General features: G+C 62.5%; 15 protein-coding genes. 9 read left to right on the top strand and 6 right to left on the bottom strand.

Translation table 11 applies throughout. The annotated features are described in order from the left end of the window. Positions 1 to 121 precede the first annotated feature (121 nt). Entirely contained in the window at positions 122 to 1,642 is a 1,521-nt protein-coding gene (locus U862_RS0100905) for an aldehyde dehydrogenase family protein (protein ID WP_025108675.1), read from the bottom strand. 301 nt (positions 1,643 to 1,943) lie between these two features. Between U862_RS0100905 and U862_RS0100910 the strand changes: the two genes are divergently transcribed. The 4 genes from U862_RS0100910 to U862_RS0100925 all read left to right on the top strand — a co-directional run bounded on the left by U862_RS0100910 (position 1,944) and on the right by U862_RS0100925 (position 6,279). Beyond that, complete coding sequence (locus U862_RS0100910; protein ID WP_025108676.1) at positions 1,944 to 3,851, top strand: sigma-54-dependent Fis family transcriptional regulator; 1,908 nt, start codon at positions 1,944 to 1,946, stop codon at positions 3,849 to 3,851. A gap of 157 nt (positions 3,852 to 4,008) precedes the next feature. Next, positions 4,009 to 5,358: a UDP-N-acetylmuramate:L-alanyl-gamma-D-glutamyl-meso-diaminopimelate ligase gene (mpl, locus tag U862_RS0100915; protein ID WP_025108677.1), complete on the top strand. Its 1,350-nt coding sequence runs from the start codon at positions 4,009 to 4,011 to the stop codon at positions 5,356 to 5,358. Then, entirely contained in the window at positions 5,355 to 6,002 is a 648-nt protein-coding gene (gene ubiX, locus U862_RS0100920) for a flavin prenyltransferase UbiX (RefSeq protein WP_025108678.1), read from the top strand. The genes mpl and ubiX overlap by 4 nt, the downstream gene beginning before the upstream one ends. Then, the gene (locus U862_RS0100925) at positions 5,995 to 6,279 is read left to right on the top strand and encodes a YceK/YidQ family lipoprotein (protein WP_025108679.1); all 285 of its coding nucleotides are present in this window, start codon (positions 5,995 to 5,997) and stop codon (positions 6,277 to 6,279) included. The genes ubiX and U862_RS0100925 overlap by 8 nt, the downstream gene beginning before the upstream one ends. A gap of 107 nt (positions 6,280 to 6,386) precedes the next feature. On the opposite strand, the gene U862_RS0100930 is transcribed toward U862_RS0100925, so the two are convergent. The 3 genes from U862_RS0100930 to U862_RS0100940 form a co-directional block, all read right to left on the bottom strand. After that, a complete protein-coding gene (locus U862_RS0100930) occupies positions 6,387 to 7,028 on the bottom strand; it encodes an oxidoreductase (RefSeq protein ID WP_025108680.1) in 642 nt (213 codons plus the stop codon). A 27-nt stretch (positions 7,029 to 7,055) separates the two neighbouring features. Then, positions 7,056 to 8,783, bottom strand: a complete 1,728-nt coding sequence (locus U862_RS0100935; protein WP_025108681.1) for a C13 family peptidase — start codon at positions 8,781 to 8,783, stop codon at positions 7,056 to 7,058. Positions 8,784 to 8,894: 111 nt separating this feature from the next. Next, positions 8,895 to 9,350 (bottom strand): MaoC family dehydratase, encoded by a 456-nt coding sequence (locus U862_RS0100940; protein ID WP_025108682.1) that lies wholly within the window; start codon positions 9,348 to 9,350, stop codon positions 8,895 to 8,897. Positions 9,351 to 9,530: 180 nt separating this feature from the next. On the opposite strand from U862_RS0100940, the gene U862_RS0100945 reads away from it, so the two are divergent. Genes U862_RS0100945 through U862_RS0100955 form a run of 3 tightly spaced genes read left to right on the top strand, consistent with a single transcriptional unit; the run spans position 9,531 to position 11,210 of the window. Then, complete coding sequence (locus U862_RS0100945) at positions 9,531 to 9,893, top strand: CidA/LrgA family protein (RefSeq protein ID WP_025108683.1); 363 nt, start codon at positions 9,531 to 9,533, stop codon at positions 9,891 to 9,893. Then, positions 9,893 to 10,609: an LrgB family protein gene (locus U862_RS0100950; RefSeq protein ID WP_007960614.1), complete on the top strand. Its 717-nt coding sequence runs from the start codon at positions 9,893 to 9,895 to the stop codon at positions 10,607 to 10,609. Before U862_RS0100945 ends, U862_RS0100950 begins: the two co-directional genes overlap by 1 nt. 10 nt (positions 10,610 to 10,619) lie before the next feature. Continuing rightward, the gene (locus U862_RS0100955; protein ID WP_025108684.1) at positions 10,620 to 11,210 is read left to right on the top strand and encodes an LON peptidase substrate-binding domain-containing protein; all 591 of its coding nucleotides are present in this window, start codon (positions 10,620 to 10,622) and stop codon (positions 11,208 to 11,210) included. A 3-nt stretch (positions 11,211 to 11,213) separates the two neighbouring features. Here U862_RS0100955 and U862_RS0100960 read toward each other — a convergent pair whose 3' ends face one another. Together U862_RS0100960 and U862_RS0100965 are read right to left on the bottom strand one after the other, a co-directional pair. After that, positions 11,214 to 12,530 (bottom strand): bifunctional DedA family/phosphatase PAP2 family protein, encoded by a 1,317-nt coding sequence (locus U862_RS0100960; protein WP_025108685.1) that lies wholly within the window; start codon positions 12,528 to 12,530, stop codon positions 11,214 to 11,216. A gap of 133 nt (positions 12,531 to 12,663) precedes the next feature. Beyond that, positions 12,664 to 13,383: a DNA-3-methyladenine glycosylase gene (locus U862_RS0100965; protein ID WP_025108686.1), complete on the bottom strand. Its 720-nt coding sequence runs from the start codon at positions 13,381 to 13,383 to the stop codon at positions 12,664 to 12,666. Between the two features lie 177 nt (positions 13,384 to 13,560). Between U862_RS0100965 and U862_RS0100970 the strand changes: the two genes are divergently transcribed. Beyond that, positions 13,561 to 14,832, top strand: coding sequence for a glutamate-5-semialdehyde dehydrogenase (locus U862_RS0100970; RefSeq protein WP_025108687.1), 1,272 nt, complete (start codon positions 13,561 to 13,563; stop codon positions 14,830 to 14,832). Beyond that, complete coding sequence (nadD, locus tag U862_RS0100975; protein WP_049827974.1) at positions 14,801 to 15,523, top strand: nicotinate-nucleotide adenylyltransferase; 723 nt, start codon at positions 14,801 to 14,803, stop codon at positions 15,521 to 15,523. The genes U862_RS0100970 and nadD overlap by 32 nt, the downstream gene beginning before the upstream one ends. The last annotated feature ends 25 nt before the right edge of the window (positions 15,524 to 15,548 follow it).

Genomic DNA, 15,548 nt, shown 5'->3' on the forward strand with positions numbered 1-15,548 from the left:
CAAGCCCGCTCCCACATTGGATGTCCAACAATGTGGCCCGAAGCAAGTCCCCTGGGGGAGCGGGCTTGCTCGCGAAGGCGATTGAACAGGCAACACAGAGTCATCTGTGTTGCCCAGGTTTTTAGAAGAAGCCCAACGGATTGATGTCGTAGCTCACCAGCAGGTTTTTGGTCTGCTGATAGTGATCGAGCATCATCTTGTGGGTTTCACGGCCGACGCCGGACTTCTTGTACCCGCCGAACGCGGCATGCGCCGGGTACAGGTGGTAGCAGTTGGTCCACACGCGACCGGCCTTGATCGCGCGGCCCATGCGGTAGGCGCGGTTGATGTCACGGGTCCACAGGCCGGCACCAAGGCCGAACTCGGTATCGTTGGCAATCGCCAGGGCTTCGGCTTCGTCCTTGAAGGTGGTGATGCTCACCACCGGGCCAAAGATTTCTTCCTGGAACACGCGCATCTTGTTGGTGCCCTTGAGCAGGGTCGGCTGGATGTAATACCCGGTCGCCAGATTGCCCTCGAGTTTTTCCACCTTGCCGCCGGTCAGCAGCTCGGCGCCTTCGCCCTTGGCAATTTCCAGGTACGACAGGATCTTGTCGAATTGCTGCTCGGACGCCTGCGCGCCGACCATGGTGTCGGTGTCCAGCGGGTCGCCGCGTTTGATCTGCAGGACTTTCTTCATCACCACCTGCATGAATTCGTCGTAGATCGATTCCTGCACCAGTGCGCGGGACGGGCAGGTGCACACTTCGCCCTGGTTGAAGAACGCCAGCACCAGCCCTTCGGCGGCCTTCTCGATGAAGGTCGGTTCGGCCTGCATGATGTCTTCAAAGAAGATGTTCGGCGATTTGCCGCCCAGCTCCACGGTCGATGGAATGATGTTCTCGGCGGCGCATTTCATGATGTGCGAGCCGACCGGGGTCGAGCCGGTGAAAGCGATCTTGGCGATGCGTTTGCTGGTGGCCAGCGCTTCGCCGGCTTCTTTGCCAAAGCCTTGCACCACGTTGAGCACGCCCGGTGGCAGCAGATCACCGATCAGCTCCATCAGCACGCAGATGCCCAGCGGGGTTTGCTCGGCAGGTTTGAGCACCACGCAGTTGCCGGCAGCCAGCGCCGGGGCGAGTTTCCATGCGGCCATCAGCAGCGGGAAGTTCCACGGGATGATCTGGCCGACCACGCCCAGCGGTTCATGGATGTGATAGGCCACGGTGTTGCCGTCGATTTCGGCAGCGCTGCCTTCCTGTGCACGCAGGCAGCCAGCGAAGTAGCGGAAATGGTCGGCGGCCAGCGGGATATCGGCGTTGAGGGTTTCGCGGATGGCTTTGCCGTTGTCCCAGGTTTCGGTGATCGCCAGCAATTCGAGGTTCTGTTCGATGCGGTCGGCGATTTTCAGCAGGATCAATGAGCGCGCCTGCACCGAGGTCGCGCCCCACGCGTCGGCAGCGGCGTGGGCGGCGTCCAGTGCCTTGTCGATGTCTTCGGCAGTGGAACGGGGGAATTCGGCAATCGGCTGGCCATTTACTGGCGAGGTATTGGTGAAGTACTGACCTTTGACAGGCGCGACGAACTCGCCGCCGATGTAGTTACCGTACTTGCTCTTGAACGAGACTTTGGCGCCTTCAGTACCGGGGTGAGCGTAACGCATGATGATGTTCTCCTTGGCTTTGTACTTATTAGAGAAACGCGCAAGTGCGCTTGCTATAAGCTTAGAGCAAAGGTCGGGCCACTGCCGTACAGGGCAGACAGATCAAGGCCTTGCGTGGTTTTTGTCGGACAGGCGGATTCGCGGCGTGACGGTTTCGGTACAGGTCGGGTGACAGTTTGTACCGCTTCTGGCACAGCCTGTGACCGAGCGGTCTCGCCAGCATTGCAATGCCGGGGCGGCTGGAGGATGCTGGGCGTCACCTCAGCATTGGGCCACCGAGCCTCGGGGAGAATAATAAGAAATGCACGACAACCATTTGAGTCGCCATGCCCAACAGGTTCTCACCGTTACTCAGGGCAAACCGCACCTGCACGGGCCCGGTGCCGACCCGTCGATTGCGCGTTCGTGGCTGCGCTGTCTTGAGGACTATCACCTCGACCCGGCCCTGACCATGGCGCCCACGGTGCTTGAACACGGGCGCGTCCTCGAAAGCCGCGAGCGCCTGCAACAAGTGTTGCAGATTGCCGGCAATGAAATGAGCAGCCTGCATCAACAACTGTCCGGCGCCGGCCATGCGGTGTTGCTGACCGACGCGCGCGGGGTGATCCTCAACTGCGTCACCGCGCCGGCCGAACGCAAGATTTTCGAGCGCGCCGGGCTCTGGCTTGGCGCCGACTGGAGCGAAGCCTGCGAAGGTACCAACGGCATCGGCACCTGTCTGGTCGAGCGCCAGGCGCTGACCATTCATCAGGACGAACACTTTCGCGGCCGTCACACCGGGCTGACCTGCTCGGCGAGCCCGGTGTTCGACCCGCACGGCGAATTGCTCGCGGTGCTCGATGTGTCCTCGGCGCGCCACGATGTCTCGCGCCAGAGCCAGTTCCACACCATGGCGCTGGTCAACCTGTCGGCGAAGATGATCGAGAGCTGCTATTTCCTGCGTTGCTTCGATAACCAGTGGCTGCTGCGTTTTCACTTGCAGGCCGAGTCCGTCGGGTTGTTCAGCGAAGGGTTGCTGGCATTTGATGGAGACGGGCGGATCAGTGCGGTCAACCAGAGTGCGCTGAATCTGCTGGGGCATATTCGTGGTGGCTTGCTCGGCAAACCGGTGGAAGCGTTTTTCGATTGCTCGCTGGACGATCTGCTCGGCCGTGCCAGCGCCAATGCCAGCGCCAGTTGGCCGCTGCGCACCCGTAATGGCCGGCATCTGTTTGCCTTGCTGCGCGGCGAATCGCGCAAACCGCTGCCGAGCATGCCGGCCCCGGTGGTGGCCAAGGCTCAGCCTCTGGCGGGCATTTGTCTCGGCGACGCGGCGTTGCAAGCCGATTTTCGCAAGGCGCTGCGCGTGTTCGAGCGCGACGTGCCGCTGCTGGTCAATGGCGAAACCGGCTCCGGCAAGGAGGCCTTCGCCAAGGCTGTGCATCACGCCAGCCAGCGCGCCAACAAAGCCTTTGTCGCCCTTAACTGCGCAGCGATTCCCGAGAGCCTGATCGAGAGCGAACTGTTCGGTTATCGCGGCGGCAGTTTCACTGGCGCGCGCAAGGACGGCATGCGTGGCAAGTTGCAGCAGGCCGATGGCGGCACGCTGTTTCTCGATGAAATCGGTGACATGCCGCTGGCGCTGCAGACCCGTTTGTTGCGGGTGCTGGAGGACCGCCAAGTGGTGCCGATCGGTGGCGAGCCAGAAGCGGTCAACGTGCGGATCATCAGCGCCACGCACCGCAATCTGCTGGAACGGGTCGAGGACGGCAGCTTCCGCGAAGATCTGTATTACCGGCTCAACGGTCTCGAAGTTGCACTACCGGCGTTGCGCGAGCGCAGCGACAAGTCGCAATTGCTGGATTTCCTGCTGGCCGAGGAGGCGGGTGGGGAGGTGATCGTGATCGATGAACCGGCACGCCAGGCGTTGCTGGCCTTCAACTGGCCGGGCAACGTGCGCCAGTTGCGCAATGTCCTGCGTACGCTGGCGGCGTTGTGCGATGACGGACGGATCAGGCTGGAGGATTTGCCGGCGATGATTCGCCAGGTGCGGCCGCCACTGGAGCTGAAAACGCCTGAATCCGAGCATCCGCTGGAGGATGCCGAACGTCTGGCGTTGCTCAATGCGCTGCAGCAGACACACTGGCACATGACTCAGACCGCGCAGCAGCTCGGCGTCAGCCGCAACACCCTCTATAGAAAGCTGCGTAAACACGCGATCACCCGCTGAACCGAGTCGCGCCATTCGCGAGCAGGCTCGCTCCCACAGGGTTGGCGCCGACCTTGTGAGGGCGGGCTTGCTCGCGAAGGCGTCGGCGCAGGCGAAACACAAGGTGCGATTTTCCCCACCCTACGCTAACCTGCGGCCATGTTTTACGAGGTCGACTATGCACATTCATATTCTGGGTATCTGCGGGACTTTCATGGGCTCGATGGCGGTTCTGGCCAAAGAGCTGGGCCATCACGTGACGGGCTCCGACGCCAACGTCTATCCGCCGATGAGCACGCAGCTTGAGGCCCAGGGCATTCAATTGACCCAAGGCTACGACCCGGCTCAGCTCGATCCGGCACCGGATCTGGTGGTGATCGGCAACGCCATGTCCCGCGGCAACCCGGCGGTGGAATATGTGCTGAACAAAGGCCTGCCGTACGTCTCCGGCCCGCAGTGGCTGGCTGATCACGTGCTGCAAGGTCGCTGGGTGCTGGCGGTCGCCGGTACGCACGGCAAGACCACCACCAGCAGCATGCTCGCCTGGGTGCTGGAGCACGCCGGCATGAGCCCGGGGTTCCTGATCGGCGGTGTGCCGCAGAACTTCTCGGTGTCCGCGCGTCTGGGCGGCACGCCGTTCTTCGTGATCGAGGCGGACGAATACGACAGCGCGTTCTTCGACAAACGTTCGAAGTTCGTCCACTACCGCCCGCGCACCTCGATCCTCAACAACCTTGAGTTCGATCACGCTGATATCTTCCCCGATTTGCCGGCGATCGAGCGGCAGTTCCACCATTTGGTGCGGACCATCCCGAGCGAAGGCCTGGTGATTCACCCGACGACCGAGCCTGCCTTGCAGCGCGTGATCGAAATGGGCTGCTGGACCCCGGTGCAAACCACCGGTGCCGGTGGTCAGTGGCAGGTCAAGTTGCTCAAGGATGACGGTTCGGCGTTCGAAGTGATGTTCGAAGGCGTGTCCCAAGGTACCGTCGAATGGGAGCTGACCGGTCAGCACAACGTCGCCAACGCCCTGGCTGCTCTGGCGGCCGCGCGGCATGTCGGTGTGGTGCCATCGATGGGCATCGCCGGATTGAGCGCATTCAAGAACGTCAAGCGCCGGATGGAGAAAGTCGCCGAAGTGCGCGGCATCACCATCTATGACGACTTCGCCCACCACCCGACGGCCATTGCCACCACGCTGGATGGTCTGCGCAAACGCATCGGCGACGCGCCGCTGATCGCGATCATCGAACCACGCTCCAATTCGATGAAGCTCGGCGCGCACCGCGACGGTTTGCCGGAAAGTGTGAATGATGCCGATCAGGTGATCTGGTACGCCCCGGCCAACCTCGGCTGGGATCTGGCCGGCACTGCCGCGCTGTGCACGGTGCCGTCGATCGTCAGCGATTCGCTCGAAGGCATCATCGAGCGCGTGAAGAGCCAGGCCCAGCCCGGCACCCACGTGGTGATCATGAGCAACGGCGGCTTCGGCGGCCTGCACGGCAAACTCGCCGAGGCGCTGCAATGAACACGCATTCCCGGGGCGGTGGCCCGGAACGCATCACGCTGGCCATGACCGGCGCGTCTGGCGCGCAGTACGGTTTGCGCCTGCTCGATTGCCTGGTGCGCGAAGATCGCGAAGTGCACTTCCTGATCTCCAAGGCTGCGCAATTGGTGATGGCCACCGAGACCGACGTCTCGCTGCCGCCCAAACCGCAGATGATGCAGGCCTTCCTTACCGAGTACACCGGAGCGGCTGCCGGGCAGATCCGCGTATACGGCAAGGAAGACTGGATGTCGCCGGTGGCCTCGGGCTCCGGCGCGCCAGCGGCGATGGTCGTGGTGCCGTGCTCCACTGGCACCTTGTCGGCAATTGCCACCGGTGCCTGCAACAACCTGATCGAGCGCGCGGCGGACGTAACACTCAAGGAACGCCGCCAGCTGATTCTGGTACCACGCGAGGCGCCGTATTCGAGCATTCATCTGGAGCACATGCTCAAGCTGTCGAACATGGGCGTGACCATCCTGCCGGCCTCGCCGGGTTTCTATCACCAGCCACAGACCATCGATGACCTGATCGATTTTGTCGTGGCACGGATCCTCAATCTGCTGGGCATTCCTCAGGACATGCTGCCGCGTTGGGGCGAGCATCATCTGAGCAGCGATGAATAAGCTGCTGACGATTGTGCTGGCGTTGCAACTGACTGGCTGCGCCACGGCGCGAACGCTGGATGCAGCCAAACCCGGCGCGCCGGTGGTGTACTCCGGGACGCGGCTGGATTTGTACGCGATGAATGGCGGGTGCTGTGCGATGGACCGGTTCGGGGCTGAGGCGCCGGGCTATCCGGGAGTGGACCTGCCGGCCAGTGCGTTGCTCGATACGCTGTTGCTGCCGTTGTCCTTGCTCACGGTGATTGGCGTGGGGTTTCAGGCGACTGGCGGATTGTAGGGGAGTGCTTTGCTCTCCATTCGCGAGCAGGTTTGCTCCCACAGCGGTACGCGGTGCAAATGTGGGAGCGAGCCTGCTCGCGAAAGCTTTCTTCCAGGCGCTATAGCTTACTTGCCGAGCTTGCGCAGCTCATCCGACTCGACCACCCGCACTCCATCCTGTTCTTCCAGCGCAAGCCGCCACATCGCCCGGGCCAGTTGGCAGGCTTCGATGCCGCGGTACTTGCCGGGAATCAGCTTGGAAAACGGCGCGGCCAGTTGTTCGCCCAGGCGCGGTTCGGTTCGGTCGCCCAGGAGCAGCGACGGCCGGCAGATGGTCAGTTGCGGCCAGTCCTGGGCGCGCAACGCCTCTTCCATTTCGCCTTTGACACGGTTGTAGAACACCGATGATTTCGGATCGGCGCCCAGCGCACTGATCACGATCAGGTGCCGTGCACCCATCTCCCGGGCGCGTTTGGCGAACGCCACCACCATGTCCAGATCGACCGCGCGAAACGCCGCTTCCGAGCCTGCCTGCTTGATGGTGGTGCCGAGGCAGCAGTAGGCGATATCGACGCGACCACTGAGTTGCGGCAGAAACGCCTGTGGGTCGCCAACCGGGTTTTCCAGGTGCGGATGCTCAGCCAGTGGCCGGCGGGAAGGGGCGAGCACGCGGGTGATCGTTGGCTCGTTGAGCAAGCGGTCGAGCAGGTGTTCACCGGTCAAACCGGTGGCTCCGGCAAGCAATACGTGCTGAGGCGTCAAGTACATAGTGTCTCTCCCTTGATACTGTTCAGCTTAGTTGCTGTTTGTCGCTCCGTCGTTCAATGCAGCACTTTGCAAAGCTTTTCTTGCCTGCTGTTTGCGCAGCAGTTGCCAGTGTGCCAGCACGGTTTTCGGTGCCCAGATCTGCGGCTCCGAGGCTTCGAAGTTGTCTGCCAGTTCACGCTCGGCAACCGTGGCCTTGGCCAGTTTGAAGGCTTGTTCGAGGTCGTCGGTCTGGTTCAGCGCCTGGGCGAACAGGGCGTCGCCGAAGTAAGTGAAGTTGGCTTCTTCCGAGCAGCCGAACGACACGCGATCGGCACGCGAGGCGGTCATGATCAGTGTGCGCTCATCTTTCAGCGCGGGGATGAAACCGCCGGAGTAGCACGATGAAATCACGATCACCTTGTCGCGATTCTTCAGCGGCGCGAGCACTGCAGCGAGTTCGTCGGCGGGCAGGTCGGCCAGTTCCATGCGCGGCTGGTCGAGCACCAGCTCGTGTTCGGCGGTGCCGTGGCTGGTCAGGTAGATGAAGATCAGGTCTTCCGGGCCGCTGCGCTCGGCCAGGGTCTGGGCAGCACGGCGCAGGTTTTCGCGGGTGGCCATCGGTCGGTCGACAAGGTGGTCGCGATGGTTGACCAGACGAATCTGGCCATAGGCGCCGAAGCGCGTGGTGAGCATGTTGGCGACGTAATCGGACTCGCGCAGGAACACGCTTTGCTTGCCGTCGCCGCCGAGGGTCAGGGTGTACAGCTCCACCGCCGGCGTCGAGGCGGGCACGGCGGCCAGCGCATTATCAAGCAGGCGGCCCTGGGCCAGCAGACCGAGTTCGAGGGTGTCGGGCAACAGTTTGCCGTCGGCGTCGCGTACCCGTTGGCCGTTGATCCAGGTGCCGCTGAGCACGGTGCCATCGGTCAGCACCAGGGTGCCGTGCCCGGCGTAGCTGTCGCTGTCGAACTCGCCAATGTAGAAACTGCCGTCAGACAGGTTCAAACGGCCTTGACCGCTGAAGCGCCAGTCGTTGAAGTAGCCGATGTAATGGCTGCCGTCGGCGCCGATCAATTCGCCCTTGCCGGTCAGCGCGCCTTCCTTGAACTGGCCGAGCCAGACGTCGCCATCGGCGTTTTCATAGCGGCCCTTGCCGTGCAACTGGCTGTTCTTGAAACCGCCGACATAGATGTCGCCGTCGGCACTGTTGAAGGTGCCATTGCCTTCAAGCTGGCCGTTGACGAAATGGCCGCTGAACGAATTGCCGCTGGCGTCGCCGCGCTGGCCCTCGCCGTTGGGTTTGCCGTGGGTGAACTGGCCCTGATAGGAACTGCCGTCGTCCATCTCCAGACGGCCCAGCCCGGAATACTGGTCGGCCTTGAACTCGCCACGGTAGGTCATGGCGTTTTCCTTGAGGGTGCCTTCGCCGTCGCGCCGCCCCTGTTTGAAGCCGCCGGTGTAACTGCTGGCGTTGGTGGTCAGGCTGCCCTGGCCATCGAACAGGCCCTGCTGGAACTGGCCGCGATAGACCTCGCCATTGCTGCCGTGCCACTCACCCTGGCCATGCCATTGGCCCTTGTCGAATTGCCCGGCGTACCAACTGCCGTTGGGGTAGTCGACGCGACCCTGGCCTTGCAGCAAGCCGTTGACCAGTTCGCCGCGATAGCGTCCGCCGTCCGGCAGACGCGCATCCGGAGGCAGCAGCGATTCGCCGTCGCCGCACGCGGTGAGCATCAGGGTCAGGGCAAGGGGTGCAAGGGAAGCGAGTGGGCGCATAGCGGGATCCGGGCAATTAGGCGACCGAGTATGCCGCAGCTATGTGACCTTATACAGCCGGTAAAAACAGCGCTGATGCGAAACAGCGTGCGCTGTTTCGCATCCAGAGGCTTAAACGAAGCAGAGCGACAACGGCTCGGCGATATAGGCCGGTTTGTCCGAGCCCTCTATCTCCAGCGTGGCAGTGGCCTTGAGCAGCCATTGTCCGGGTTTCTTCTCGCTCACTTCGGCCAGATCGACCTTCAGGCGAACTTTTGAATTGACCTTCACCGGCTGGATGAAGCGCACGCTGTCCAGGCCATAGTTGACCACCATCTTCAGGCCTTGCGGCAGCACGAGGATGTCTTCCATCAGTTTGGGGATCAGCGACAACGACAGGAAACCGTGGGCAATGGTGCTGCCAAATGGCGTTTGCGCGGCTTTGACCGGGTCAACATGGATGAACTGATAATCCCCGGTGGCTTCGGCGAACAGGTTGATACGCTCCTGATCGATGGTGAGCCATTCGGAACGTCCGAGTTCCTTGCCGACATAATCTTTGAGCTCTGCAACTGGAACATAGGGCATTGAGACTCTCCTTGGGTTCATCGGTTTTATAGTTTTTCAGGTGGGGGATTTGACCGCCCTGCGAACCACTGTAGATCAACATGGCGATTTGCTCCGGTCAACCTGCCATGCTTTTGGCGAATGCCGATCCATAGCGCAGGCGTGCTTATAATGCCGGCGACTTGCGGGGGGAGATGTCTGATGTTGTTACGTGGCCTGACCATGCTGGTGCTGTTCCAACTGCTCGGCACGGCGCTCAACCATTTGCTGTTGCCGGTGCTGCCGGGGCCAATCATCGGCCTGCTGCTGTTGCTGGTGTTTCTGATCATTCGCGGTGAAGTCGGCGAGCCACTGAACCTGGCGGCCGGCAGCCTGTTGCGCTATCTGCCATTGCTGTTGGTGCCACCGGCAGTGGGTGTGATGGTGTATGCGAGCGACATTGCCGCCGATTTCTGGGCGATTGTCGGCGCGCTGGTGCTGTCGTTGATCCTGTCGATGGCCTTCGCCGGGGTGCTGATGCAGCGCATGGTCAAGCGTCACGCGCCGCACTCGGAGGACACCTGATGCTCTTTGACTGGCAAGGCGCGTGGGCCTCGGTGATCCATCATCCGTTGTTCGGTATCGGCATCACGCTGGGGGCCTATCAACTGGTGCTGGCGGCGTTCGAGAAAACCCGCTGGATCTTTCTGCAACCGGTGCTGGTCTCCATGCTGTTGGTGATCGGCGTGCTGGTCGGCTGCGGCCTGACCTACGCCGAGTACCGCAAGAGCACCGAGATCCTCAGCATTCTGCTGGGCCCGGCGACCGTGGCGCTGGCGGTGCCGCTGTATCTCAACCTCAAGCGTATCCGCCAATTGTTCTGGCCGATTTTTACTACGCTGGTGATAGGTGGCGTAGTCGCCACCGGCATGGGCGTGTTGCTGGGCTGGTGGTTCGGTGCCGAGCACATGATTCTGATGACCATGGCGCCGAAGTCGGTGACCTCGCCGATTGCCATGCTGGTGGCCGAGCAGATCGGTGGTGTCGCGGCGCTGGCGGCGGTGTTCGTGCTGATCACCGGGGTGATCGGCGCGATCTTCGGGCCGGCGCTGCTGACCCGCCTCGGTGTGCACAGCCCCGAGGCGCGCGGCATGGCGCTGGGCATGACCGCGCACGCAGTCGGCACCTCGGTGGCACTGCAGGAAAGTGATGAGTGCGGCGCCTTCGCGGCGCTGGCGATGAGTTTGATGGGCGTGGCCACGGCGGTGTTCCTGCCGTTGGCGGTGTCGATGGTGGTCTAAGGAAATGTCTATGAGTCTGCCGCTTTTCCCGCTGAACACGGTGCTGTTTCCCGGCTGCAATCTCGACTTGCAGATCTTCGAGGCGCGCTATCTGGACATGATCGGCCGCTGCATGAAACAAGGCGGCGGTTTCGGCGTGGTGTGCATCCTTGAGGGCCACGAGGTGGGCGTTGCGCCAGAGGGTTTTGCCCTGGTCGGCTGCGAAGCGCGGATCACCGATTTCCAGCAGCAGGACAATGGCCTGCTGGGGATTCGCGTACAGGGCGGGCGCCGTTTCAATGTGTTGCGCACCGAAGTGCAGCGCGATCAGTTGATTCTCGCCGATGTCGAGTGGCTGGACGATGAACCGGAGCAGCCGTTGCAGGATGAAGACGCCGATCTGGTGGCGCTGCTCAAGGCTTTGGCCGAGCACCCGATGGTCGAGGCGTTGAACATGGGCAGCGAGGCGTTGGGTCAGCAGTCGCTGGCCAATCAGCTGGCGTACCTGCTGCCGTTCGCCGAGGAGGACAAGATCGACCTGCTGCAACTCGACGATCCGCAGCAGCGGCTGGATGCGATCCAGGCGCTGCTTGATGAGTTGCAGGGCGAGCTGTTTGCCTGAGTGTCAGTAGGCGTAACGCAGCATCGTTTGCGGCAGATGCCGGAAGACGAACAGGCTGAACAGCACCAGCAACGCCGGCAGAATCAGCCACCAGACCTTGAACGGCATTGGCTTGAGCGGCGTCTGGCGCTGACTCAGCCACAAGCCTGCCGCACACACGCATGCTGCGAGCATTGCACCGGCCAGGATGTCCGTCGGCCAGTGCGCGCCCAGATACACCCGCGACAAGGCAATCGACAGCGCCGGAATACAGCCGAGCAGCAGCCAGGTCAGGCGCATGCGCGGTGGCTGGCCGCGGCCGGCGAGAACCGCGAGCACCAGAAACAGCGCGAACGAACCCGAGGCATGGCCGCTGGGCATGCTGTAACTGGTCAACGGATCGGTCAGCACTTCCGGGCGTACCCGGGCGAAAAACTGTTTGGTGACGGTATTGAGCAACGCCGTGCACAGCAAAGTGCCGCCGGCAAAGAGTGCCTGGCGCCATTGCCGGCACAGCAATAACAGGCCGGTTAGCAGGGCGCTGAACATCAGCATGTTGCGGAATTCACCGATCAGGGTGAACGTCACCGCGATTTCATCCAGCAGCGGCTGACGGTGTTCCTGCACCAATGTCATCACGCCCTGATCGAGGGCGCTCAGGTACGGATAGCCCACGAACAGTCCGAGCAGAATCAACAGGCTCATGCTGCTGATCCAGATCGTCGCCCGGCGATGCTGGCGCAAGCTGCTGTTGACGCTCAGGCCGACCATCACCGCGATGCTGGCGGCGACGATGCCGGCCTGCGGCCAGAAACCTTCCGGCAGCGGCAGGCGGATCGCCGCGCCGGTGGCCCAACCCGGCAGCAGGTAGGCGACGCTCCAGCCAGCGGCGGCCAGCAGGCTGACCGCGGCAAAGCGCGGGAAGGGCATGTCGCACATCCCGGCGACCATCGGCAGCATTGGCCGCAACGGGCCGATGAAGCGCCCGACCAGCAGGCTGGCGATACCGTAGCGCTGGAAGTAGGTTTCGGCGCCGGCCATCCATTCCGGATGGTGACGCAGCCCTGGCAAACGGCGGATGTTCTGGTGGAAATGCCGGCCGAGGAAGTACGAAATCACATCGCCCAGAATCCCGCCGAGAAAGCCCAGCAGCAGGGTTTCGCTCAACGACAGCGCGCCGCTGCCAGCCAGTACGGCGACGGCAAACAGCAACACCGTGCCCGGCACGATCAGCCCGGCAATCGCCAGGCACTCCACGCAGGCGACGATAAACACCGCAGCGGCCAGCCACTGCGGATTGGCGGCCAGCCAACCGGTCACGCTATCGAGCCATGGGCCCATAAAACCACTCCATCAAATCTTCAATTGATCCTTGTAGGAGTGAGCCTGCTCGCGATGGCGCCTGGTCAGTCGAGTTCTTCGTTGACTGATACACCGCTATCGCGAGCAGGCTCACTCCTACAGTGAATTCCTTTTACTTCAGACCTGCCTCTAACCCCGGCAGCAGGAAATAATCGCGACCTTCGACCTGACCCCGGCGCAGCGGGTTCCGTGTGCACCATTGCGCGTAGGTGGCGTCGACAAACCGGTACATCAGGTGTTCATCACGCCCATGAGGGATGCCCAGGCGGGTGGTTTGAATAATCTGCGCAGGTGCCGGGCCGGTGTCTTCCACCAGCAGCAGATCATGGTCGAAACGCTTGGCGTCCCACACCGGCACCTTCAATCCCAGCGCCTTGCACAGCAAGGTCTGGCCGGCGCAGAGCTTTTGCGAAGGGCGAGGGCGGCCCTGAGCATCGGGGTTGTTCAGCAGCATCTGCGCCAGACTCGCCGGCCCGCTGAGCTCATCGACCCACGGATAAGCCGATTTGATCAACACGGCGTTGCCCGGCCCTTGAGCGCTGAAGTTCAGCGAATCGCCGCCACGGGCGTAATACATATAGATGTGTCCGCCATCCAGAAACAAAGCCTTACGCTTTTCCGTGTAACCGAGGGACGCATGGCTGCCTTTTTCCGCGCAGTAATAGGCTTCGGTCTCAATGATCCGGGCGCTGAGCCACAGGTCGCCGACCCGATGGCGGATGACTTTACCAAGCAGGTCGCGAGCCAGCACTTGCGCATCACGGTCGAAAAAAGCGTCCGGAAGGCCCAGTGGCAGGCGCTCGGCGGTCGCGCGAACGGTCAGGTTGGACATGGCAAACGGTGTTTATCCAGGCGAAAGAGGTCGTGATGATAACAATCCGAGGCTTAATTACGGCTGAACGTCGGCAAATTGCAGTCCATTTCGACCATCCGCCTGTCACCGCTGTTAGTCCCGGGACGCGACAGCTATAATCTGCCGCTTTCCTCTTTGCCAAGACCCCAGCAGACCATGACTGAGTCCGTTCTTGACTACATGACCCGATTGGGTCGCGCCGCCCGTGAAGCTTCCCGGGTCATCGGCCGTGCCAGCACCGCGCAGAAAAACCGCGCCCTGCAGGCTGCAGCCAATGCCCTGGACGCCGCGCGCGCCGAGTTGGCCGCCGCCAATGAACAGGACTTGGCCGCCGGCCGCGCCAACGGCCTGGAGCCGGCCCTGCTGGAACGTCTGGAACTGACCCCGGCGCGCATCGACGGCATGATCGTCGGTTTGCGCCAGGTTGCTGCACTGCCGGATCCGGTCGGTGCGATCCGTGACATGAGCTTTCGTCCGTCTGGCATTCAGGTCGGCAAGATGCGTGTGCCATTGGGTGTGATCGGGATCATCTACGAATCCCGTCCCAATGTGACCATCGATGCCGCCAGCCTGTGCCTGAAGTCGGGCAACGCGACCATCCTGCGCGGTGGCTCCGAGGCGATTCATTCCAACCGGGCGATTGCCGCGTGCATTCAGCGCGGTCTGGCCGAGGCCGAGTTGCCGGCAGCCGTGGTGCAAGTGGTCGAAACCACCGACCGTGCCGCCGTTGGCGCGATGATCACCATGCCCGAGTACGTGGATGTGATCGTGCCGCGCGGTGGTCGTGGCCTGATCGAGCGCATCAGCCGCGATGCCCGCGTGCCGGTGATCAAGCACCTGGACGGCATTTGCCACGTTTATGTCAGTGCCCACGCTGACCTGGCGAAAGCCCAGCGCATCGCCTTCAATGCCAAGACCTACCGTTATGGCATCTGTGGCGCGATGGAGACCTTGCTCGTCGATCAAAGTGTTGCGAAGGATTTCCTGCCTTCGATGGCTGCCCAGTTCCGCGAAAAAGGCGTCGAGCTGCGTGGCTGCGAGCGCACCCGGGCGATCATTGATGCCGTGGCGGCCAGCGAAGATGACTGGAGCACCGAGTATCTGGCGCCGATTCTGTCGATTCGCGTGGTCGACGGGCTGGACCAGGCCATCGAACACATCAACCATTACGGCTCGCATCACACCGACTCGATCGTCAGCGAAAACCTCGCGGACACCCGTCGTTTCGTGGCGGAAGTCGACTCGGCGTCGGTGATGATCAACACCCCGACCTGCTTCGCCGATGGGTTCGAATACGGATTGGGTGCCGAGATTGGCATTTCTACTGATAAGCTGCACGCCCGTGGCCCGGTGGGCCTCGAAGGACTGACCTGCGAGAAGTACATCGTGGTCGGTGATGGCCAGTTGCGCGGCCAGGCGACGGTCTGACTTGACCGACCTCGACCTGACAGCGTCGCTGCCTGGCAGCGAGCTCCAGCCCCGGCGCATCGGCGTATTGGGCGGCACGTTCGATCCGGTGCACATCGGCCATTTGCGCGGTGCGCTGGAAGTGGCCGAAGCGCTGCTGCTCGACGAGCTGCGCATGATGCCCAGCGCGCGGCCGCCGCATCGCGATACGCCGCAGGTGTCGGCGCAGGACCGGCTGGCGATGGTCGAGTGCGCGGTGGCCGGAGTGCCGCCGCTGGTGGTGGACGCCCGCGAACTGCAGCGGGACAAACCGTCCTACACCATCGATACCCTGGAGTTGATGCGCGCCGAAATGGCCGCAGAAACCCAGGTTTTTCTGCTTTTGGGCTGGGACGCATTTTGCGGCCTGCCCACTTGGCACCGCTGGGAAGAGTTGCTCCAGCATTGCCACATCCTGGTGCTACAGCGCCCGGACGCCGACAGCGAACCGCCGGATGCCTTGCGCAACCTGCTGGCAGCGCGTTCGGTGAGCGACCCGCTGGCTCTGAAAGGGCCGAGCGGACAGATTGCATTCGTCTGGCAGACACCGCTCGCGGTTTCCGCCACCCAGATCCGTCAACTGCTGGCCAGCGGTAAGTCGGTACGTTTCCTGGTGCCCGACGCGGTCCTGGCCTACATCGATGCGCACGGTCTGTATCGTGCGTCGAACTGAACAAGGCGTGCTTCACTGATACGAA

The sequence above is a fragment of the Pseudomonas sp. H1h genome, from assembly GCF_000633255.1.
Lineage (GTDB): Bacteria > Pseudomonadota > Gammaproteobacteria > Pseudomonadales > Pseudomonadaceae > Aquipseudomonas.